Origin of the sequence: Nonomuraea sp. NPDC048881 (assembly GCF_040649795.1) — a bacterium.
In the GTDB taxonomy this organism is placed as follows: domain Bacteria; phylum Actinomycetota; class Actinomycetes; order Streptosporangiales; family Streptosporangiaceae; genus Nonomuraea.
In genome coordinates this window covers 16,613-38,117 of record NZ_JBEZGC010000013.1, presented here as the reverse complement: position 1 = coordinate 38,117, position 21,505 = coordinate 16,613, and the positions used below count along the sequence as shown (strand labels likewise).

The window sequence follows — 21,505 nt, the reverse complement described above, 5'->3', positions numbered from 1 at the left end:
TCAGGAGAAGAACATGTCCGTCTCCACCACGACCACCACCGACCGGCCGCTGAAGGTCTCGCTGCTCGCCGGGGTCGGGCTGCTGCTCGCCCTGGACCTGGCCGGCGCGGTCATCTCGCTGTCGGCCGGCCTGAACGCCACGTTCCTGGACGCGCTCGGCTCCCAGGCGCGCCTGTCGGCGCCGATCCCGATGATGGTCGCGCAGGTCATCCTGGTCGCGGGGGCAACCAGCCGCCGCCGGGCGCTCGCCGCGCCCGCCGCCGGGCTGCTGGTCGTGGCGGGGGTGCTGGCGTTCATGTCCGGCTTCTACGACGGAGGCTACGCGGCCGACCTCACCGGCGGGCAGCGGATCTTCCAGATCGTCCTGGTGTGCGCGCATCTGGGGGTGGGCGTGCTGGCCGCGATCCGGCTGGTCGGGCTGCTGCGCCACCGTGAGCCACTTTCGTGAGCAGGAGAACGTCGATCGCCGGAGCCGGCGGCGCGAGGTAGGCCATCAGTCTGGCGTGCGCAGCGCCACGACGGCGGCCGCCATGGTGGTTCACAGCATTCTGCCGCTGAGCTTGGGACGCCGGACCGCTGCGCATCTCCGGGGCCGCCTACCGGTTGCGACACCGAGAGCTCCCATGGCTGACGCGCCCGGACCAGACACATCCATGAGGTCCCCCAAGTGGAGGCCGGCCACTCCCGGTCAGCGGCAACCGCGTCCGGGTCGCCAGGATCCTCAAGAGCACGCTGACCTGAGACATGCCTGGCCGACGAGCTCGCCCCAGGCCGGGAGCGCGGGTTGACCAGTTCCTGGACGACCTTCTCAGGCTCCCGCGTCCCTACAAGAGGCGGGTGACGGAGCTCGTGGCGGGCCAGAACCTTCCGCCTGGAGACCTCTTCCGGCTCTGTCAGCCCGCGCCCGGAAACGTCGAACACCGCGCCGGCTGGAACAGCCTGCCGCCCATCTCTCCGCCTCTTCCCGGGCTGACCCGGAGCTGCGGCAGGCTGCCCCACCACTGGAAGACCAGCCCCGCGGTCCGGCCGAGCCGGTCCACCAGCGGGCCGACGGCCATACTGCCCAGCACCCCACCGACGCCCCAGGCCCCGCGTCGGCGAGGACCGGCGCGAGGTAGTGGCAGTGATCGTCACGGCCGGTCGGCCTGCTGGGGCGAGCTGTTCTCGGCCGCCGCCAAGGGCCGGGGCGCGGCCGGGGTGGTCTGCGACGGATACGTCCGTGACCGCGCCAAGATCCTGGACCTGGACTTCCCCGTCTTCGCCCTGGGCACGCGGCCGGTCGACTACCGCGCCAGGATGCGGGTGGCCGCCGTCCAGGAGCCGGTGACCTGCGGCGGGGTGCTGATCACGCCGGGCGACCTGGTGCTGGCCGAGGACGACGGGATCGTGGCCGTGCCCCGGGCCCGCGATCGGCACCAACGGCCACGTCAGCATGTGAGGCGCGATCACGAACGTCTGCCCACCGAAGGACGCCTGAGCCCACCGCATCGGCCCGCCGCTCCCGAGCCTGTCCCTGGCCCCAGGGCGACCCGGTCAGCCGTGATCCCGGTGGACGGCCAGCACGATCTTGAGCTTGTGGCCGGACACATCTCTGCGACAAGTAATCAAGATTTCCTGGAAGAGTCGCATGCTTGAGGGCAAACAAGAATGTGATCACTGCTCCTGACGTCTTCGAAGCTGTTTTCGAAGCCCATTACGTGGAGATCCGGCGCTACATCGGACGCAGGCTCGACCCCGATGTGGCCGAGGATCTCGCCGCGGAGACGTTCCTCATCGCCTTCAGGCAACGCGAACACTTCGACTCGGCCATGGGTGGGGTCAGGCCGTGGCTGTACGGCATCGCGACCAACCTCATCGGCCGCCACCTGACGACGAGGGACATGACCAGCGGATCGTGGACAGGCTCAGTGCGGGCGTGACGGTTGGTCGGCTGGCCGGGGCGCTGGCGCGGCTGTCGAAGGGGGAACGCGACGTGGTGCTCCTCATCGCGTACGGCGGGTTGAGATACGACGAGGTGGCGGCGGCGCTCAGCATCGCCTCGGGGACGGTCGCGTCCCGGTTGAGCAGGGCCAGGACCAAGCTGCGTGAGGTGTTGGGATGAACGAGTTCCAGGTCATCGACTCGGTGATGCCCGATGTGCCACCCCCGTCGGCCGACCAGCTGGCGGCGGCACGGGAGCGGGTACTCGCAGCCACACAGGCACCCGCCGGGTCCGTGGTACGGGCGGGCAGGAGGTCGTGGACGGGGATGGCGCTCGTCGCGGCGGCCGTCGCGCTCATCGTCGGCGCGGTGGCGATCCTCGTACCCCGACCTGCATCGGACCCGGTCGCGGTCACGCCCATGCAGAAACTGGAAGCTGCGGCCGCCAGGCTGGCGGCGACACCGGAGGCGAAGGGCCGCTTCTGGCGACGCGACACCGAGCATGTCACGAGGACGAAGAACGCCTATGACTACAACTGCGGAGCCTCCCCAAGGAGCCGGCGGCGCTCAGGGCACGGCTGCTGGAACGCTACGACCCTCAGGTGGCCGCCGAGCGCGAGCCATGGCTGGAGGGGGCCGTCTCTCGGCTCATCAACTCGCCGGCGACGCCTGGCACCAGGGCTGCCGCCTACCTTCTCCTGGCCAAGGCGCCGGGCATCAAGGTGGTCGACGACATTCCCGGGACGTTCGGGCTCGACGGGCTGGCCCTCCAATTCCAGTGGGGGCAGATCGTGATCGACCGCATGACTGGCCGATTGCTCGGGAGGCAACGACTCACTCCCGAGGGCGTCGCCTGGGGCGCCGAGATCGTCAGGAAGGCGGGCTGGAGCGATGTGCGGCCCGTGCCGCCTTCCAGATGCGTCCGCTGTACGGCCCGGCTCTAGAACACGCGTACTGGATTGCGGTGCGACGGCGACCATCAGCAGGCACGTCCTCGGCCTGATGCCCAGCGCGGTTCAGCACCTGGCAGGCGGGTAACGCTGCGGTCCGTGCGCCGCGCCCCGCCCACCTCCTTGCGGGTGACCTGCTCGTCCGTGGGCAACGTTCTCACGGACGGGCAGGCGCAATGATCAGATGCCGAGCTCGGCCGAGGCCAGCTCGGTGCCCTCCAGCCGGGCCCGGATCTTGGCGAACGCCGTCTCCCGTGAGGTGGAGGTGTCGTCGGCGAACGGCGCGAACCCGCAGTCGTCACAGGTGCCCAGCCGGTCGGCGGGCAGGTGGCGGGCGGCCGTCAGGACGCGGTCGCGGACCTCCTCGGCGGTCTCGACACGCGGGTCCACCGGGTCGATCACGCCGACGAAGATCCGCGCGTCGGCGGGCAGGTGTTCGGCGGCGACCGCCAGGACCTTGTCCGGGTCGGGCTCGCTGGCCAGTTGGAGGTAGAAGTTGCCCGCCTTGAGCCGGAACAGCTTGGGCAGCAGGGCCGCATAGTCGACGTCGAGGCTGTGGGTGGAGTCCTGGTCGCCGCCGGGGCAGGTGTGCACCCCGATGCGCGCGCGTTCTGCGTCGGTGAAGCGTTCCAGCACGCTGTTGTTGAACGCGACGAAGTCGTCCAGCACCCCGCCGCTCGGGTCGAGCTTGAGCGAGAGCCGGCCTTCGGTGAAGTCGAGTTGCACCACGTGCGCCCCGGCCTCCAGGCAGCCGCGGATGTCGGCCTCGGCCTGGTCGGCCAGGTCGGCCAGGAACGCCTCGCGCGGGTAGCCGTCGATGCCCTCGGCCGGGTAGAGCAGGCTCAGCGCCGACGGCGCGATGACGGCCTGCTTGACCGGCACGCTCGCGTGGCGCTGGGCGGCGCGCAGGTAGTGCTCGGCGTGGACCTGGTAGCGGAACGGCCCGGCCGCCAGCCGGGGCAACTGCCGCTGGTGCCCGTCGGCGAAGGGGATCACCACGCCGTCCGGGACGAGCCCGTCGAGCCCGGCGATCGGGTAGGTGGCGAAGCTGGGCTTGGCCTGCTCGCCGTCGGTGACCACCGGCGAACCCAGCTCCTGGAGACGGCGGACGGTGTCGCGGACGGCCTGTTCCTGCGCCTCGGCCAGCGCGGACGCTCCCTCGGCCGGTTCGGAGGCTGCGATGGCCAGCAGGGCAGGCGGGCGGGGGATGCTGCCGATCGGCTCGGTGGGGAGTGACATGATGACAGCGTAGATAACGAGGCGTATCTGATCAATCGCTTCCCGTGCGTGTGGTCGCCCGCTTCGCGGACCACGGGTTGAGGAACCGACGGACAGCCGTTGGCGCAGAGGATGCCGGCGGCCAGGCGCAGCAGTTCAGGCTCGGGGCACTCCTCGGCGCGATCGGCCTTCGGGGAGGATCGAAGCGCCGGTGCTGACCCATGAGTAGGGATGTCCGGGACCGTCCCGACCGGCCCCGGACACCTTCAGCATCCAAACAGCAGCACCGTTGTCGTCGTCGCAAGCATCCGGTTGTTCGTCTCTGCCGAGGCAGCCGCGCCCTTGATGACAAGTAGCAGCTCCGAACTGGTACCGGCTGTAACGGTCGGCTGGTTGCGTTCCGTCACACCGTGGCGTGACGGAGGTATTTCCGCCGCCCAACTCGTTACGGTCCATGGTGCCTGTGCGGCGCCGAAACTCGTCCATGGCGTCTGACCGTCCGACAAACGGCCAGCTCAACAGCAGTGTCCGCGCTTTGGCAACGCACAGGCCACCTGGTGAATTACCCGCACAATTAGTTAGGTTGCCCTCACCTCGTCCGATTCTCACAGGGGAAGTGGCAGCCATGCGGCAACAGCACAAGACCTTCCAGGCGATCGAGGTCGGCGACGGCGGCGACGAGCGATGGGCCGCCCACGCCCGGGCCCTGTGGCAGGACATGGAGGGCCTGCTGACCGAGGAGGGCCGGACTCCGGAGGGCGCGGATCGTGTTCGGGCGCTGTTCCGTGCGCACCTGCCGGAACTGGTCCCGGTTCTGGACCGCCTGGCCGGCCAACTCGACCGGCCAGAGGCGGAAGTCTTCCTCACCCACGCGGCACTGCGGCCGTTCTCCCAGTCCTGCACCCAGATCGGCCAGAACGGCACTCTGCTGCGCAACTATGACCTGCGGCCCGATCAGTGCGAGGGGACCATCGTCTCCTCCTGCTTCCTGCGCCCCGTGATCGGGATGCAGGACATGCTGTGGGGCTTGCTGGACGGGATGAACGACGCCGGTCTCGCGATCTCGCTCACCTGGGGCGGACGTTCTGTCTACGGACATGGCTTCGCCATTCTCATCCTCGTGCGCTACCTGCTGGAGACGTGCGACACCGTCGATGAGGCGGTCGACAGGCTGCGGTCCCTGCCGGTCGCCGTCCCCCAGAACCTCACCATTGTCGATCCCAAGAAGGCGATGACGGTGTTCGTGGGACCGGACATGCCGCCGACGGTGGCACCGGAGGCCTGCGCCTCCAATCACCAGCACCTGCCGGTGACCGACGAGCAGGAGCGGACCATGCGGACGCAGGAGCGGCTGCGAGCCATCCGCGCCGCGGGCGCGGACGTGGCGGCGATGCTCAAGCCGCCGCTGTATCGATCCGTCGACGAGCAGGGGACGGTAACGCTCTACACCGCCCACTACCGGCCCGCCGAGGGCCTTGTGACGTACTACTGGCCCGGTGAGTCCTGGCAACAGTCCTTCGGCGACTTCACCCCCGGAACCCGCACCGTGACCTTGGGCCGGGCCAGCTGAAAAGCGTTCCGGACTCCTGCTCACCCCTGCACGAAGATCTTGCGAGAACATGATTTCACCCAGCGCAGACCAGCCCTCCCTCGGCTGGCCCTGCCACGTGGCACTCCCCTGAACGGTCAGCGCCCGGGCTGCCTACGCGGGAAGCGATCATCCTCTTCTCGGGAAGCGATCTTCTCACCCCCTCTTGCGCCCCAGGCCAGCCCTGTTCGTGAACACCCCGGACGGCAGATGCCGGCCGCTGCCACTGGTCCTGACCTGTCTGTAGCAACGCCACACCTCGCATCCAGAGTTGGCCGCGCCCGCCGTACACCCGCTCGGCTTCCTCCGGGCTGGCAAACCACAGGGACTTGGGGCAGGGCCGCTCCTTGGCGAGGGCCATCGTGCACTCGGTGCGGGGCCCAGAGCACGTTCGCCGTGTTCGGGCCGACGGGGTTCGGCCTGCGCTGCCACTCCGGCAAGGACGCCTCGTAGGCGGTGTTCTCCTCTTCGATGATCATGGTCGTCCTTTCTTCAAGTACCGGACGCGCTGCCAGAGGGTGGCGGGCCGCCACGTCACGCCGATCGCGTGGTTGCCCTCGTCGACGGGCCCCACCGGCCCAGTCGCACGCGTTGCAGGCATCGCTGATCCGCCACAGCGCGCCGCAGGGGCCCCGCCACAGGTCGCCGAGGCGGCCGTCGGGCGGGCCGCGAGTGGACCACCGAGGAACTTCGCGACGACTACCGCGAGCCTGCCGGTCGCGCACCCTGGCCGGCTGGCCGGCCGGCGCCGCGTGCGTACTCATGGACGGCAGCCGGTAGACGACCTCGCGCATCGGCGGCTCGCAGGTGTGCGGGGCTGATGTCGCCCGCCGTACCCAGGTCACGTCCGCTCCTGGGCGAGCAACTTCTGCGCGTCAGCGTGTGGGCAGCCATCCCAGGTGGATGTCGGCCCGTGCTCCTGGCAGCCGCCGTCGTGATCGAACCGGCATGGGCTGCTGTCGGAGAGCTCGCGGATCAGGTCACGCAGTTCGTCGCGCTGCCGGACAGCCTCGGCGAGCGTCGAGCTGGTCCCGTTCGGCCTCGGCACGCTGCCGGGCCTCGTGTGGGGTGAGTCGGCCGACACGCTGCACGATGAGCGCGTAGCGGTCGTACGTCCCGGCCGGGCTGATTTCCATCGACACCTTCGGCATCTCGACCGGCGTCTCGGAGTAGTTCGGGCATCGCCGAGCATGCCGATGGCGCAATGCACCCAGACAGCGGCGATCTCGCGGGGCGGGATCAGGTCGAGGTTGATGCTGCCGCCCTCGACAGTGAGGCTGCGCAGCAGGGTCTGGTCGGCGAGGGCCTCCGCGCCCGCGGTGATGCGGCGCTCCAGCTCGGCGCGAAGTTCGGCGCGAAGTTCGGCGACCTCTGCGTGGGCCTGCTCGGCTGAGCTTGGGCCAACCGGGCGAAGCACAACGGCAGGGAAGCCGAGCGCTGGAGCTTCGAGCGCGAGACCGAACACGCAGCCGAGCTCTCACCCAACTTCTCCTGGCTCAGGTGATGCTCGCACAAGACCATGTCGACGAAGCGTGTGCACGGGCAAAGGAGGCGGTGGAGGACACTCGGTCATTGAGCTCGTTCGTCATCGCTCAGCAACTGGCCGATCTGCGCGGGGAGTTGCAAGTCCATAAGAAGCACGCCTCAGTGCCGGACACACTCCGAATCCTCGATGGCGCCCTTCGCGAGCGTTACTGGTTGTATCAGTGAGGCTTTTCCAACCTGATCGGGCTGATCAGCAGGAGAGAACCGGGACGGGTTGGCACGAGAAGAGGCTCTTGGCAGCTCGTACGCCCGGGTCCGACCCCATGAAGACCAATAGGCTCCTGGTTGCCAGATGTGCCGGTTGAGCGGTCTTCTGACGGCTCGGATCATGTGTGGAGGGATCTCGGTGATGATGATCAGCCAGCTCTTGATCGCCGGACTGTTGTTACCGAACCTGTCCGTACAGGCACAGCCACCTCTCCTCCACGTGATGACGTGGAACGTCTGTGCGGGCACCAACGCCGGGTGCGCGCTCTTCCGCCGCTCGAACGCCGAGCTGGCCTGGCACGTGGCAGCGCTGGCGACCGAGGCGGACGTGGTCTTCCTTCAGGAGTTCTGCACGGGCGCCGACGCCGACCTGGAACACGAGCTCGAACGCCGTACCGGCCGGAATTGGAGCGTCCGGTCGGCGGGGCTGATGTATTCGGACGGTTCCCCGTACCAGTGCCTGCCCGACAGAAACGGCAGGCCACGCGGGGTGCTGAGCGTCACCCTGGCCGTGGCCGGAACGGACACCGGCCTCGTCGTGCACGCGCTGACCTCGCCGCCGTGGGGAGCCCGCAGGTACGCCGTCTGCACGGCCGCCCGGACGTTCTGCACCGCGCACTTCTCGTCGGGATCGAGCTACGACGACAGGCAGAAGGGCAGGCCCTACCGGCACATCCAGTTGCGCGAGCTGTTCAAGCTCGGCCGAGGTGTGATCGGCGGCGACCTCAACCTGGTGCCGCGCGACGCCGCCGCGGCCTACAAGGGCCGCGACGAATGCGACCCGCGCCGGCGCTGGACCTACGTGACCCGCAAGCGGAAGATTGATTACGTGTTCGCCGGCGAGGGCCGCGTACGGAGATGCTTCGTCGATTACGCCCGGAGCACGTGGTCTGATCACGTCCCGCTGCACGCCTGGGTGAGAGCAGGCTCAACGCCGCCTGCACCACGTTGAGCCGGCCCAGCACCGGGTTGTTCGTCCTGCCCTACCAGCGAAACGCGGATTTTGCGCATCCGTCTTACCGGCCAGGGACGAATTGGGATGCGCCCTCACTGAGGCCTTTCATCCGTGGGTGAGCTCGTAGTTTTGCAGGACGGCGAGGTCGCGTCCATGGATGTGGTGTATGAGTCGATCTTCGCGTGATCCTGTATCTGCAGGTTAAGGTCAGTGTCTGCGGGATCGGGGCCGGGGTGGATGTGTCGCCGGGGACGCATCGCAGGAGGGCTTTGGCCAGCACGTCCAATCCCGTGTAGCGGCGAGCTTCGACCCACTCGTCGCTCTGCTCGGCCAGGACGGCGCCGACCAGCCGGATGATCGCGGCCCGGTCGGGGAAGATGCCGACCACGTCGGTGCGGCGGCGGATCTCCTTGTTCAGCCGTTCTTGCGGGTTGTTCGACCAGATTTGGGTCCAGATCTCGCGTGGGAAGGCGGCGAAGGCCAGGAGATCCTCCCGGGCGGCGTCCAGGTGCTCGGCGGCGGCCGGATGCTTGCCCTTCAGCGCGTCCAGCACCCAGGCGTGCTGGGCCCGCACCGAGGCGGCGTCGGGCTGGTCGAAGATGGTCCGCACCAGCGTGGCCACGAACGGCTGCGCGCTCTTGGCCGCGCAGGAACGACAGCCAGGCCGCGCCGTCCTCGCCGGTGGTGACCTCCAGCCCGAGGATCTCCCGCCGTCCGTCGGCGTTGACGCCGGTGGCCACCAGGCAGTGCACGTTGATGATGCGGCCGCCTTCACGCACCTTCTGCGTCAGCGCGTCCAGCCAGAGGACGGTGTAGGGGCCGGCGTCCAAGGCCCGGGTGCGGAAGGCTTCGACCTGCTCGTCCAGGATCTTGGCCATCTGGCTGACCTGGCTTTTGGAGACGTGCTTGATGCCGAGTTGCTCGACCAGCTTGTCCACCCGCCGGGTCGAGACCCCGAGCAGGTAGCCGGTGGCCACCACGCTGATCAGCGCCTGCTCGGCGCGGCGGCGGCGCTCCAGCAGCCAGTCGGGGAAGTAGGAGCCCGAGCGCAGCTGGGGGATGGCCAGTTCCACGGTGCCGGCGCGGGTGTTCTGACCCGGTTCATCAGCCGTGCCGCCACCGAAGGGGGACAGCGCGCTCTCCCCCTTGGCGGCGGCCCGAGCACTTCGCAGCAGGTCCTCCCGGGGAGAGTCCTTGAGAGCATGTCTTCATGCTTTTTGTGTGATCTTCAGAGGCTCCCTTCTTCGGCGACGCAGATGCCGGCGGCCAGGGCGCGAGTCTCGGAGACCTGTGCGGAGGTCTCGCTCGGTGCCCCGGTGAGCGGTGGGGCACGGTGTGTAGCGCGGCCATGGGAGAATTGCCCCATGGTGTCGGTTAAGAAGGTTCAAGTCGCTTTTGATTGTGCGGAACCTGAGCGCGTCGCGCGGTTCTGGTGCGAGGTGCTGGGATATGTCGCACCGCCCCCACCGGAGGGGTTCGCCAGTTGGGGCGACTACAACCGCTCGTTGCCGCCTGAGCAGCGCGATTCATGGTTCGCCTGCAGCGATCCCTCAGGTGTGGGTCCCCGGCTCTACTTCCAGCGAGTTCCCGAAGGCAAGGTCGTCAAGAATCGAGTGCACCTTGACGTGCGGGTCGGCACCGGGCTCGTGGGCGCCGAGCGCCTGGCCACACTCGAGGCCGAATGCGCCCGGCTGATCGCGCTCGGCGCGCAACGCGAGCGGCTACTACCTGCCGATGAGGAAAACGAGTCGGTCATCGTGATGCAGGACATCGAGGGCAACGAATTCTGCCTCAGTTGAAATCCTTTCTCCGGTCAGGCCCATTTGCGACCGCGTGATCACGGGTCGTTCCCCTTCGCGGCGACAGGGCGTGAGCAGACCGGGATCATCGAGGGTGTGAGTTCGCGGGGCACGCGGCGTTGCGAGGGCTGCGGCGGTCTATTGCCGGAAGCTGCTCGCGTCTCGAGAAGGTTCTGCTCCAACGCCTGCCGGTCGCACGCCTGGCGAGATCGGGAACGACAGCGTGCCGAATACGACGCTGCTGCGGCGGAGCTGGCAGGTCGGGGTCTGACCAGAGGGCCCACCGGCGCGGAGGTGCGGTCGGCGCGGACCTCGGTCGCCTGCCCGGTGTGCGGCAAGTCATGGTGGCGGGGTCTGCGTCCGCCGTTCGGATGCCCAGTACTGTTCGGATCGTTACCGGGCGGGCGCGTGGCGAGAACGACACGGAGTGGTGCCCGGCTGGTTGGCCGCGCTCCGCTCCAAGGGGATGGGTTCGCGTTCGGAGTAGCCGTTCGCGTTCTGAAGCCGTTACTAGGTAACGGCTGGACGTGACGGTAACTGCGTTCGGGGCGGCCAGGTCTTTGAAGTGCAAGAGAAAGGGCTTCCTGCTCCTCCAAAGTGCGCCGGCAGAAGTCGCCGTAGTCGTCGTAGCCGAACGTGGCGGCCGGCGACGTGCGCAGGCCCGGCCGACTCGTCGCGGTGGTCGCCCGTCTGCGTAGCCGCCAGTGTTCGGGCACCTATCCTTGCTTGCATGGGTGACGTACTGAAGGGGCGAGGTTGCGCGTGGGAGTTCGAGGACGGTGGGCTGCGCATTACGCCTGAACCGGGCAAGGCGTCGAAACTGAGCATGGAGCTCGGAGAGCGGTTCGTGCCGTACGACGCGCTGGCCGATGTCATGCTGGAGCCTGGCGCACGCGGCAGGGTGGCGTTGCGGGTGGTTCCCCGAGAGGGAGCCGATCCGGTCATGTCCGCGGCAACGGGGCAACTCCAGGAGTCGCTCGATCCGTACCGGCTGGTGCTGCCCGCCGCCACGAAGACGCTGGCCGACCAGTATGCCAACGAGGTGCGCGCGGCCCTGTCCCAGCGCGGTCCGGCTGAGCGGTTCCTGATCGCCGGTCCTTCGGTGCCGCGTAGTTTCAAGGCATGGGACGGTGAGGCCGCCTTCGACGGGCAGGCTGTCACCTTCACCTGGTTCGCGTCCGGAGCTTCCCCGGCCAAGTACACGGCAGGTGACCGGCGTTACCCGATCACTGAGATCGAGGGCGTCGAGTGGCATGCACTGGAGGACGCTCGTGGGTCATTGCGGCTGCGCATCCGTGGGCACCAGGCCCTCTCCAACCCCAACAACGATCCCGCCTCCGTGGTGTTCGGCATCGGCTGGGGAGCCACGCATCACTCCCTGCCCTTCGCCGCCGCCGTGCTGGCCGCCGTACAAGCTCCCATGATCGAACAGGTCACGGCGGAAGGCTGAGCTGCTGTCCCGTATGTGATTTTTGTGCGCGTTGGCGCCTTGGAACTCAAGGCACCCGACGGCACGCTTTCGTCCGGGAAGAACCGCACCATCAGCACGGTATCCGCTCAGAAATACGGTTTCGTACCATGAGCTGGAGTTTTGCTGCATGATCAGGGCAGCGAGTGCGACCATCGCGAGGTGTGCCGCCCGAATATTAAGTTTCGTGGGCTGAGCTGCGATCAAGCGGCGTGGTGGTATTCGCTCATCACGCCTGCGACGACGAGCCTTCGGCGGATGGATCGCAGGCCATTGAGTTCGGTCATGTCGCGGGCGGACCGCGTTGCGGTGTCTGGCGGCCGTTGGCGCCGGGACTGGTGCGGCCGGTGCCCGTTGTAGGGGTTCAGGTACTCGCGGAGCACGAGGGCCAGATGGCGTTCGCTGAGGATCAGCATCCGGTCCGGGAGTTCGCGGCGCAGGGTGCCGATGGCCCGGTCGCAAATGGCGTTGATCCTCGGCGTCTACGGCAGTGTGGTGATGGTCCGCAGCCCATTGGCTGTGAAACCTCCCGAAGGGCGACGGCGAAGAGCGGGGCCCGATGGCGCTCCGTCTCTTCTAGCTGATCTTCTGCCGCGTCGTGGGCCGGCTAACGCTGCTGACTCGTAGCGACGCGACCAAGAACATGGAGATCCTCGTGCTGCGGCACGAGGTCGCCGTGTTGCGCCGTCAACTTGGCCGTCCGAGGCTGTTGTGGGCAGATCGAGCGGTGCTGTCCGCGCTGGCCCGCAGACTGCCGGAGATGATGCGGGCACAGCGGATCTCCTCATCGGTGAACACACGGGTTGCCAACGCGCCTCACCCGCCCAGGTCAGCCCCCGAAGCAACGCAGCCCGGGCTTACGCCGGGGATCTCGCCTCCTCCTCCCGTGGTCGACCAGTAGTGGGGCTGCAGACGGGCCGCCGATACGCAGGACCTTCCTCGCCTAAGCGAACCGTCCCCAGGTCGTGACGAGCGGACGGTAGCCCCGGCGGGACCAGAAGGGGACGGACAGCGGATTCGGGGCCGCGTAGTGCACCAGTATGGTCTCGACGCCTGCCGCTGCGGCCTCGGCATGGGCGTGGGCGGTCAGCGCGGTGCCGATGCCGCGGCCCCTGCTGACCGGCCGCGCGTACAAGGAGCCCACGTACGCCACGGGCGGAGGCTTCTGCACGGCGGGCGCGATCCAGCCCGAATGGTCGGGGTGATGGACTGCGAGCATGCCGGCGACTTCACCGTCCGATTCGGCCAGCCAGCACCAGCCGTCGTCACGGGCGAGCTTCTCCTCGAGCTCGGCCCGAGCGGCGGAGGGCGTCGAGGGCAGCACCGAGAACCAGCCGAACTGGGCCTCGTAGTCGACCAGCTCCACGTACAGCCGGCACATGGCATCCAGATCGTCCGCCGTGGCCCGCCGTATACCTGGAGACGAGTGCCCGCCCGCTGAAGCGGGGCCGACGCGGACGCCGAGCACAGAGCGTGGCGCGAACCCCCGCCTGACCAGTGCCGCCACGGGCGCGGCATCCCGGCTCGGCCAGTTCACCACGAGCCCGGAACCCGGCTCGGCGTCGAGGGTCGAGATCCACCGGTCGAGGAGGCCGCCGAGGGCGTCCGCGGGGTTGTCGTCGGCGACTCTGGCGTGGAGGGAGTAGGTGGTCAGCGGGCCCCAGCGCACTGACGGGGCGCCGGGGTCGGCTCTGGTCACCGAGGGGGCGCCGACAGCGTTCACGGTCTCGATCAGGTCTTCGCCGAGATCCGCGACGGCGACGAGAGGGTCGGCGGCGCGCACACGCTCACGGTGACAATCGATCACATAACTCACGGTTTGCACACTAATCCGCCGTGGCGACATTTCAGCTTCCGCAACGGCTGCGTGCTCGTTTCCGCCCCCACATGGCCATCGAGGCCCGAAGATCGTTGGGGGTCCGAGACGCCCCTCCTGGGATCATGGTGGCGTTGAGGCGTGAGCAGGCATCCGATCGGCCAGTGGCGTCAGCGATCCAGGGCGGGCCGGGGGTTACCGCCATCCAGGGGCAGACCACGTACGAAAGAAAGGGATAGTCGCGTCGCTGACCAGGGCGATCACACGGCCCCGCCTAGCGTGCCGCATGGCCGCGATGGGTGTGCTCTGGAGCTGACGATGTTCACGCAGGTGCGGCGGAGGCGGCGGTTGTGGTGGCCCACCGCTGGCGCAAGGGGGCGGCGCCGGCCGAGGCCGCCCTGGAGGGGATGTACACGCTGCGCTCGCGTGATGACGCCGCGCGGCTGCAACAGGCGCCGGCCGCGCGGCCGTCGCGGGTTCTCGTCATCGGCGCCTGGTTCATCGGCTCGGGAGGCGGCCTCCATCTGCCGGGAACTCGCTATCCCGGTGACAGTCGCCGAGCGGGGCTCGGCGCCGCTGGTCGGCGCGCTCGGCGGAGTGATCGGCCAGATCGCCGCGCAGATGCGGCGCGACCATGGCGTGGACCTGCGCTGCGGGGTGGGCATGTCGTCGCTGGAGGGCGACGCGGGCGGACACGTGCGGCCTGCTCGGCTCTCGGACGGGACCGCCATCGAGGCCGACCTGGTGCTGGCCTCGCTGGGGTCGATCCGTGACGTGGAATGGCTGGAGGGCTCCGGACTGGCGGCCGGCTTCTGGGGTGTCGGCTGCGACGCCGGCGGGCGCGCCTTCGACATCAACGGCGTGGCGACCGACAGGGTCTACGTGGCGGGAGATGTCGCGCGGTCGATCGGTCCCTCATCATGCTCGAACGCGACCTGCGTGAGGTCCTTGCCGAATACAAGGCCTACTCGATGGGCATCGACCACATCGGACCCCGCAGCAGGCCGGCCCTCCGCGGGCGCTGCTCGATCTCGTCGACGCCGACATCGAGCCGACATCGAGGTGCCCCGACGCGACCGCCTCACCCGGGCATTCACGCAACCGACCTGCAATCGAACGACGAGCGGGGCGGTAGTCAAGGACCACGAATCCAGCCCGGTCCACCGTGAACGGCGACAACTACGTATGCCACATCGTCAGGGCACTTCCACGGGCCGTAAATCGTGATCGAGTACGGGTACGTGGGCGCGTCGCATTTCGCTGGTCGCTGCGCCAAGTTGTCGCCGAATACCCAACCGTGGCATCGCTCCGGTACGACATCCCCTGCCCCACAACGACCGACTACTCCATCTCGCGGATGACAACGTAGGGTGTCGGAACTTCGGCCCGCCCCCTCCTGGAGTCGGCGGGTCAGTACCGGCTGCCGGCCGGTGCGGGCAACGCGTCCAGATCCGCGAGGTCTTCCGGGGTGAGCCTGAGGCGTGCCGCGGCGGCGTTCTCCTCCACCCGTGAGCGACGCCGGCTCCCCGGAATCGGGACGACGTGCTCTCCCTGGGCGAGCGTCCAGGCGAGGGCGACCTGGGCCGCGGTCGCCTGGTGCCGGGCGGCGATCCGCTCCACCGCGTTCACGATGACCAGGTTGGCCTTCAGGTTCTCCTCCTGGAAGCGGGGGTTGCGGGAGCGGTAGTCGTCCGGGGAGAAGCCGGCCTCACGGAAGCGGCCGGTCAGGAAACCGCGGCCGAGCGGTGAGTAGGCGACGAAGGCGGCGTCGTGGCGGGCGCACCACTCCAGCGACGTGGACAGGTGGTCTCTCGTCCACAGGGACAGCTCCGACTGCACGGCCTTGATCGGGTGGACGGCCTGCGCCCGGTCGAGCTGTTCCAGGCTGAACTCCGAGACCCCCACGGCCAGCGCCTTGCCCGCCGCCACCATCTCGGCCAGGGCGCCGACACTCTCCTCGACCGGCACCTCGGGGTCCGGGCGGTGCAGGTAGTACAGGTCGACATGGTCCACGCCCAGCCGCCGGAGCGAGGCGTCGACGGCCGCGCGCAGATGCTCGGGCCTTCCGTCCGGCACAGGCAGGGCGGGGGCGCCGTTCTCGGTGGTCCGCGCGACGTTGCCGCCCTTGGTGGCGAGCACGACCTCCTCCCGCCGTCCGGCGATGGCCCTGCCGACGGTCTCCTCGTTGGTGAAGGGTCCGTACACGTCGGCGGTGTCGAGGAAGTTCACGCCCAGGTCCAACGCCCGCCCGATGACGGTGCGGGGGTCCTCGGCGTCCGGGGAGTCGCCGTACGCCCACGTCATCCCCATGCAGCCGAGCCCGACCGCGCCCATCTCCGCTCCGCCGGGCCACAACCGCCGGATCATCCGATCCTGATGCATCTCGCCGTTCACGACGTTTCTCCTCTTCATCCGATCAGACCATGCGGTCTGCCCAGGAGCGGAGTGATGAATCGCCGGTCAGCGGAGGCGTCGGAGAGGGATTCGGCGCCGTCGTGGGCGGTGTGCCCGCCGTCCATGGAGATCTCCGCGCCGCTGATGCAGGACGACTCGTCGGAGATCAGGAAGGCCGGTGAAGCGGCTCAGGCGCCGTCGCCCGGGTTCGCCGGGCCGTCGCGGAGTACGCCGCGTACCGTGTCGAGCCGTACACCCGGGTCGAACTCCGTCAGCCACCAGGTCGCGCCGGCGGCGGCGTACGGCAGCGGGTCGACGCCGGCGGGCAGGCTGACGGCGATGTCGTACGAGGCCATGTCGCCGTTTCGCAGCTCGGTGAGGGTGCCGGCGCCCTCGGCGAGCTGGTCCGGGTGTTCCAGGTTGATCGGAAAGAAGCCGTCGAGCCGGGCGGCGCGGCGGATCGGCTTGACGTTGCCGGGGAATCCGGCGGCCCATACCGGCACGCCTGGCCGCTGAACCGGCTGCGGCAGGAACGTGATGTCGTCGACGGTGTAATGCTCGCCGCGGTGGCGCACCGGCTCTCCGGACCACGCGGCGGCCAGGATGGCCAAGGACTCATCGAGCATCCGCCCCCGCTGCCGGTCGTCGAGCTGCTCGCCGGTCCTGGACAGCTCGCCGCCGAACCGATCGCTGCCGAGTCCGACGCCTAGGGTGAGGCGGCCGTCGCTCAGCTGGTCCAGTGTCGCGGTTTCCCGCGCCACCTTGGCCGGACGCCGGCGGGCGAGCGTCGCCACCATCGGACCAAGCCGCAGCCGCTCGGTGGCGGTCGCGACCGCCGCGAGCGTGATCCACGAGTCGGCGACCTGCTGGACCGGCGCCCGCCAGGACAGGTGATCCCATACGAAGCAGCCGTCCCACCCGGCCTCCTCCGCGTCGGCGGCCAGGTTCGCCACCGCCCGCGGGTCGGCGAGCTCGTCGAAGAGCGGCAGCCATAGTGCCGATCGCAGCCGGCTCACGGGCGCTCTCCGCTGGAGACCGAAAGGATCTCTGCGATCGCGATGTCCCAGAGCTCCGGTGGCGGCATCTGGTGCCCCATGCCCTCGAGCGGGACCAGCCGGGCTCCCGGGATCTCCCGTGCCAGCGCCTCGCCGTGCCCGTACGGGAGCAGCGGGTCCGCGGTGCCGTGCAACACCAGCGTGGGCGTCGCGATCGCACCGAGACGGGCGCGGACGGGCTCGCCGCCGTCGAGCTGCCAGTGGTTCTGCGCCGACGCAGGGGACGGGCTGCGGTCCCAGACGCGGCCGGCGATGCGGCGCATCCGCTCCTCGTCGACGGGAATGGTGCCCGCGAAGGTGCGCTCGCCGTCGGTGTAGTACGCGATGACGGCCTCGCGGTCGGACCAGTCGGGCGTCTGGTCGCCGTCCTCGGCGAACCGCTTCGCCAGTTCGGCGCTCATCGGCGGCAGGTCGTGGCGGTCGGGGCCGCCGGGTCCGCCCGGGCTGGTGGCGATGAGCGTCAGGGAGGCGACCCGGCCGGGGTGGCGCACGGCCAGGCGCTGGGCGATTCCGCCGCCCATGGAGACGCCGACGATGTGGGCGGCCGCGATGCCGAGTTCGTCGAGCAGGCCGACGGCGTCGTCGAACAGGGCGTCGTTTCCGTACGGCGGCGCGCCGGGCGGGAAGGTCGTGGAGCGGCCGGTGTCCCGGGTGTCGTACCGGATGACGTGCCGGCCGCCGGCGGCGAGGCGCTCGCAGAAGTCGTCGTCCCACCAGTCCATCGACGCCTCGGCGCCGCCGATGAGCAGCAGGGCGGGCGCAGCCGGGTCGCCGAACGTCTGGACGCAGAGCTTTATGCCGTTGATGTCGAGGAGCCGCTCGGGGTGATCTTGGTTGGCGTTCATGTCCGGCACGCTAAGCCTGGCCGCCCCATCGCGAAAAGCTATGATTTTCGATCGAGTCGATCGCCTACAGCGATATACCGTGTTCCATCTGGCCGGCCAGCTCAGCGGCGGCTGCGACGGCGAGGTCGATGGCCCGGGCCGCCAGCGGCGACCGGATGCGCCCGGCCGGCCGACACAGGTACCACGTGCAGGTAGGCGGCGGCTCCAGCCGATGGATACGGAGCCGGTCGTCGGACCAGACGTCCGACCCCAGGAGGGCGAGCCAGGGCAACACCGCCGAGCCCAGGCCCACCCGCACCATCGAGACGACGGTTTCGTGGCCGGCCGTGCGGAACACGATCCGCGGCCGGGCGCCCGCGCCGGCGAGCTCCCGTTCCAGCCATCTTTGGTGGACGGTGGGCGGCCAGGCGACCATGGGAGTGTCGTCGAGCAGCTCGACCGGTACCGGACCGTCGGGGAACGCGCCCGCGGCGGCCACCAGGAGGTGAGGCTCGTCCAGCAGCTCGACGTGTTCGACGTCGCCGTCGATGCGGTCGTAGTGGAACAACAGGTCGAGATCTCCGATGTTCGGGTTCTCCGGTATCACCTCCGACAGCCTGACGTCGCAGCCGGGGTGCTCGCCCAGCAACCCGCGCACCACTGCGGGCAGGATCAACCGGGTCGCGCCCTGGAAGGTGCCGACGTCGATCCGGCCGTGACCCGCCTTGAACCGATCGACGGCGTCGGTCAGCGCCTCCGACCTCGCGAGCAGATCACGCCCGTGGGCCAGGACCAGCTCGCCGAGAGGAGTGGCGCGTACCGGCCTTGGACCTCCTGGCCGGTCGAAGACGGCCCCGCCGACGGCCTTCTCCAGCGCGGCGATCTGCTGGCTCACCGACGACTGGGTGTAGCCGAGGCGAACCGCCGCCCGGCCGAACGTCCCCTCCTCGGCGATGGCGGCCATCGTCCTCAGGTGGCGCAGTTCCACGTCAGCCATGACAGCCAGACTATCGTCAAGAGCGATTGATTCGAGCGAAATAATCACATTCATTGATGACTGCGCGCTACTCCCGGTGCTCCTGTGCGACCGGCTGCGCCGCAGCCCTCACGACCCCGCCGTCGGCTGCCTGCGCACCACCCGGCCCCCGGCGCGCTCAACCCTCTGAGAAGAGGGTGACCAGTTCCTTCCTGCTGGCGTCGTCCAGGGTGTGGCCGAAGGCCCGGGACAGTTTGTCGACGAGGTTGCGGGCACGCGTCTCGCGTTGCCGGAGCACGGCGCCGACGTCTGCGAGAGGCGGCCCTGGGACCTCCGTCGTCTCGTCCGCCGGGACGATCTCGTAGGAGTTGGCGATCGAGCCGTTTCCGAGGGGGAACCAGAACAGCTGGATGATCGAGCTGTCGCCGGCCGGTTCCCCGCCCTCGGAGCTGCCGAATGTGACGGCGGCGCCGTCGTACCACCAGTCGGTGTTGGCGTGAATGGGCACGGTCATCACGTTCGGGGTGGTGAGGGTGTTCCCGCCTCCCGGAGGGACGACGATGCCGAGCATGGTGACCTGCCCGCCCACCACGTCGAGACCGCCGGTCAGTGTGGCCACGCCGCTGACGGTGAGCGGCCCGCTGACGTTCGCCGCGCTCGTGCCCGCCCCGGCCAGCACCGTCTGCCCGCTGACGTCGAGCGCGCCGGCGGAGGTGAGGCTGCTCGCCGTGACGTCGCCGGCGAGGAGCGTGCCGGTGGTCGTCGTACCGGCGAGGGTGGCCGCACCGGTGATCGTCGCGCTCCCTGCCATGAGGGACGTGGCGACGAGATCGGGATCCTGTACGGCGACCGTCGTCGACATCGACGCCGTCAGGGGCGCCCCGGTCAGCCCGACCACGTCGACGACGACCGTGAAGACCGTGTCGCAGAACAGCCGGCGCGAGGTCCAACCGCTGTTCCGCTGATGCGGGCTGCCGGGCGCGCTCTCTGCTTCGAGACCAGGATGGGAAGTTCCCGGCCATCATGGACGAGGTACTCACCGAGGCCGGCATCAAGACCGTGCTCACCGGCATCCGGATGCCGCAGATGAACTCCATCTTGGAACGGTGGGTGCAGTCCTGCCGCCACGAGCTTCTCGACCGCCGCCTCATCTGGAACGAACGCCACCTTCGGCACGCCCTGCGCGAATACGAATGCTTCTACAACCGGCACCTAGCACATCAAGCCCTGAGCCAAGCGGCTCCACTGCGTCCCGCCCTGGACCCGATCACCGGACCCGGACGAATCATCGATCTGAACATACGCCGACGAGACAGGCTCGCCGGCGTCCTCCACGAGACCTCACACGCCGCTTGACCAGCACGGACGGGATTATCGGCAGGCGCAGGGGGGCGAGGGCCCGCGTGCGTCATGCCCGGAATGATCAAGGCGCTGTCGAGGAGGAGGCGGCTTAGCCACAGGGCAGAGGCTAAGGCTCGCGCGGTAACGGTCATGCCCTGTGAAGCCATCGGCTCAACCTGTACGAGTTCGAAGCGTCTGTCACGTCAGAGGGAAGAGGGCCGTTACCAGGGGGATGCGGTGGCGGCCGATCGTGTTGTCCGGGCGGCTGTGGGTGGCACCGGCCGAGTACGGGTGATCGGTCCCGATATGCCCTCCTGCTGTTGGTGTTGGTCATTGCGGCCTCGAAGTTGTCAGGTGGGGAAGATGCGGACATCGCATATGTACGCGACGTAGGCCTGTGAAGCGGAATGTCTGGAAGCGGGCAGGCGGCGGGTTTGCGGCTAGGGTGCGGAACGTGCGGATGGGCCTCGGTCAGTCGAGCAGGGCCGGTGTACCAGGGGGAATGCGGCGGGGTAGCCGTTCTTCGCCCCGGTCAGGTAGCCGGTCCGTGGGTGGTAGTTCGCGCGAGGGGATGTGAGTGGCGACGATCGTGACGGGGGCCGCCGGCTTCCTCGGGAAGGCGCTGACCGATCTGCTGCTCGCGCGTGGCGACCACGTCGTCGCGATCGACCGCCGCCCCGTGTCATCGGAACGGGCCGATGGCGCGCTTACCGTGCTGGTCGCCGACCTGCTCGGCGACGATGAACGGGTGCGCGAGGCTTTCAAGGCGGCCACCTCCGTCTTCCACCTGGCCGGCCGGCCCGGGGTACGGGATGTCATCGAAGCCGGCGGCCGGTGGCGCGACAATGTGCTCGCAGGCTCACGCGTTCTGGCCCTCACCTCGCCGGGCACCCCGATGCTGATCGCGTCCTCCAGCAGCGTCTACGGCGGCGCCAGGCGCGGGCGGCCCAGTCACGAGGACGACCGTCTGAGGCCGCGCGGCGAGTACGCCCTCAGCAAGGCGGCCCTGGAACGACTGTGCGCGGGGAGGCAGGTGACCGTGGTGCGGCCCTTCACCGTGGCGGGCGAAGGGCAGCGCCCCGACATGGCTCTGCACCTCTGGCTCGCCGCGGCCCGCGCCCACCGGCCGTTGCGGGTGTACGGCTCGCTCGATCGCACCCGGGACATCACCGACGTACGGCAGGTCGTCGCGGTCATGGCCGACCTGATCGGCCATCCTGGAGTCGTCAACATCGGTACAGGGCAGGGGCACAGCCTGCGCGAGATGATCGCGGCCGTGGCGGAGGCTACCGGCACCCGTCCTGTGGTCGACGTCGTACCCGCCTCCGTCCACGAGCCTGCCGACTCCCTCGCCGACACCCGCAGGCTCGCCGATCTGCTCGGCTGGGTGCCTCGTACGAACCTGCTCGATCTGGTGCGCCGCCAGGCGGACGCCGGGCCCTGAGCCGT

Annotated in this window: 21 protein-coding genes and 1 pseudogene; 12 read left to right on the top strand and 10 right to left on the bottom strand. The window is 69.2% G+C overall.

Annotated features, from left to right (window positions below):
- Positions 1-13 precede the first annotated feature (13 nt).
- The 5 genes from AB0C33_RS36030 to AB0C33_RS36010 all read left to right on the top strand — a co-directional run bounded on the left by AB0C33_RS36030 (position 14) and on the right by AB0C33_RS36010 (position 2,864).
- Positions 14-448, top strand: a complete 435-nt coding sequence (locus AB0C33_RS36030; protein ID WP_358295745.1) for a hypothetical protein — start codon at positions 14-16, stop codon at positions 446-448.
- A 389-nt stretch (positions 449-837) separates the two neighbouring features.
- Positions 838-1,635, top strand: a complete 798-nt coding sequence (locus AB0C33_RS36025; RefSeq protein WP_358295743.1) for an RraA family protein — start codon at positions 838-840, stop codon at positions 1,633-1,635.
- A complete protein-coding gene (locus AB0C33_RS36020; protein ID WP_358295741.1) occupies positions 1,632-1,919 on the top strand; it encodes a sigma factor in 288 nt (95 codons plus the stop codon). Before AB0C33_RS36025 ends, AB0C33_RS36020 begins: the two co-directional genes overlap by 4 nt.
- Positions 1,916-2,101 carry a sigma factor-like helix-turn-helix DNA-binding protein gene (locus AB0C33_RS36015; protein WP_358295738.1) on the top strand — a complete coding sequence of 62 codons (186 nt, stop codon included), beginning with the start codon at positions 1,916-1,918 and terminating at the stop codon, positions 2,099-2,101. Before AB0C33_RS36020 ends, AB0C33_RS36015 begins: the two co-directional genes overlap by 4 nt.
- Before the next feature lie 421 nt (positions 2,102-2,522).
- Positions 2,523-2,864, top strand: a complete 342-nt coding sequence (locus AB0C33_RS36010; RefSeq protein ID WP_358295736.1) for a hypothetical protein — start codon at positions 2,523-2,525, stop codon at positions 2,862-2,864.
- Between the two features lie 186 nt (positions 2,865-3,050).
- Here AB0C33_RS36010 and AB0C33_RS36005 read toward each other — a convergent pair whose 3' ends face one another.
- Positions 3,051-4,109, bottom strand: coding sequence for a cobalamin-independent methionine synthase II family protein (locus AB0C33_RS36005; protein ID WP_358295733.1), 1,059 nt, complete (start codon positions 4,107-4,109; stop codon positions 3,051-3,053).
- A gap of 604 nt (positions 4,110-4,713) precedes the next feature.
- Here AB0C33_RS36005 and AB0C33_RS36000 point away from each other — a divergent pair.
- A complete protein-coding gene (locus AB0C33_RS36000) occupies positions 4,714-5,658 on the top strand; it encodes a C45 family peptidase (protein WP_358295730.1) in 945 nt (314 codons plus the stop codon).
- 859 nt (positions 5,659-6,517) lie between these two features.
- Here the strand turns inward: AB0C33_RS36000 and AB0C33_RS35995 are convergent.
- Positions 6,518-7,141 carry a hypothetical protein gene (locus tag AB0C33_RS35995; protein WP_358295727.1) on the bottom strand — a complete coding sequence of 208 codons (624 nt, stop codon included), beginning with the start codon at positions 7,139-7,141 and terminating at the stop codon, positions 6,518-6,520.
- Between the two features lie 510 nt (positions 7,142-7,651).
- Here AB0C33_RS35995 and AB0C33_RS35990 point away from each other — a divergent pair.
- Positions 7,652-8,380, top strand: coding sequence for an endonuclease/exonuclease/phosphatase family protein (locus AB0C33_RS35990; RefSeq protein WP_358295724.1), 729 nt, complete (start codon positions 7,652-7,654; stop codon positions 8,378-8,380).
- A 271-nt stretch (positions 8,381-8,651) separates the two neighbouring features.
- Here the strand turns inward: AB0C33_RS35990 and AB0C33_RS35985 are convergent.
- Positions 8,652-9,474, bottom strand: a pseudogene (locus AB0C33_RS35985) (transposase); the annotation flags it as partial.
- Between the two features lie 273 nt (positions 9,475-9,747).
- Between AB0C33_RS35985 and AB0C33_RS35980 the strand changes: the two are divergent.
- A complete protein-coding gene (locus AB0C33_RS35980) occupies positions 9,748-10,182 on the top strand; it encodes a VOC family protein (protein WP_358295722.1) in 435 nt (144 codons plus the stop codon).
- 730 nt (positions 10,183-10,912) lie between these two features.
- Positions 10,913-11,632 carry a DUF4429 domain-containing protein gene (locus tag AB0C33_RS35975; protein ID WP_358295720.1) on the top strand — a complete coding sequence of 240 codons (720 nt, stop codon included), beginning with the start codon at positions 10,913-10,915 and terminating at the stop codon, positions 11,630-11,632.
- Positions 11,633-11,853: 221 nt separating this feature from the next.
- Here the strand turns inward: AB0C33_RS35975 and AB0C33_RS35970 are convergent, their stop codons facing one another.
- Complete coding sequence (locus AB0C33_RS35970) at positions 11,854-12,123, bottom strand: integrase core domain-containing protein (RefSeq protein WP_358296292.1); 270 nt, start codon at positions 12,121-12,123, stop codon at positions 11,854-11,856.
- Positions 12,124-12,593: 470 nt separating this feature from the next.
- On the bottom strand, positions 12,594-13,433 hold the full coding sequence (locus AB0C33_RS35965) for a GNAT family N-acetyltransferase (RefSeq protein WP_358295718.1): 840 nt from the start codon (positions 13,431-13,433) through the stop codon (positions 12,594-12,596).
- A gap of 579 nt (positions 13,434-14,012) precedes the next feature.
- On the opposite strand from AB0C33_RS35965, the gene AB0C33_RS35960 reads away from it, so the two are divergent.
- Positions 14,013-14,693: an FAD-dependent oxidoreductase gene (locus AB0C33_RS35960; RefSeq protein ID WP_358295715.1), complete on the top strand. Its 681-nt coding sequence runs from the start codon at positions 14,013-14,015 to the stop codon at positions 14,691-14,693.
- Between the two features lie 183 nt (positions 14,694-14,876).
- On the opposite strand, the gene AB0C33_RS35955 is transcribed toward AB0C33_RS35960, so the two are convergent.
- The 5 genes from AB0C33_RS35955 to AB0C33_RS35935 all read right to left on the bottom strand — a co-directional run bounded on the left by AB0C33_RS35955 (position 14,877) and on the right by AB0C33_RS35935 (position 19,613).
- Complete coding sequence (locus tag AB0C33_RS35955; protein ID WP_358296289.1) at positions 14,877-15,833, bottom strand: aldo/keto reductase; 957 nt, start codon at positions 15,831-15,833, stop codon at positions 14,877-14,879.
- Positions 15,834-16,048: 215 nt separating this feature from the next.
- On the bottom strand, positions 16,049-16,876 hold the full coding sequence (locus tag AB0C33_RS35950; RefSeq protein WP_358295712.1) for an LLM class flavin-dependent oxidoreductase: 828 nt from the start codon (positions 16,874-16,876) through the stop codon (positions 16,049-16,051).
- On the bottom strand, positions 16,873-17,760 hold the full coding sequence (locus tag AB0C33_RS35945) for an alpha/beta hydrolase (RefSeq protein WP_358295709.1): 888 nt from the start codon (positions 17,758-17,760) through the stop codon (positions 16,873-16,875). Before AB0C33_RS35945 ends, AB0C33_RS35950 begins: the two co-directional genes overlap by 4 nt.
- Before the next feature lie 64 nt (positions 17,761-17,824).
- Positions 17,825-18,736, bottom strand: coding sequence for a LysR family transcriptional regulator (locus AB0C33_RS35940; protein ID WP_358295706.1), 912 nt, complete (start codon positions 18,734-18,736; stop codon positions 17,825-17,827).
- Between the two features lie 157 nt (positions 18,737-18,893).
- A complete protein-coding gene (locus AB0C33_RS35935; protein ID WP_358295703.1) occupies positions 18,894-19,613 on the bottom strand; it encodes a hypothetical protein in 720 nt (239 codons plus the stop codon).
- A gap of 125 nt (positions 19,614-19,738) precedes the next feature.
- Between AB0C33_RS35935 and AB0C33_RS35930 the strand changes: the two genes are divergently transcribed.
- Both AB0C33_RS35930 and AB0C33_RS35925 read left to right on the top strand, forming a co-directional pair.
- Entirely contained in the window at positions 19,739-20,071 is a 333-nt protein-coding gene (locus AB0C33_RS35930) for an integrase core domain-containing protein (protein ID WP_358295699.1), read from the top strand.
- 562 nt (positions 20,072-20,633) lie between these two features.
- Positions 20,634-21,500, top strand: coding sequence for an NAD(P)-dependent oxidoreductase (locus AB0C33_RS35925; protein ID WP_358295696.1), 867 nt, complete (start codon positions 20,634-20,636; stop codon positions 21,498-21,500).
- Positions 21,501-21,505 lie beyond the last annotated feature (5 nt).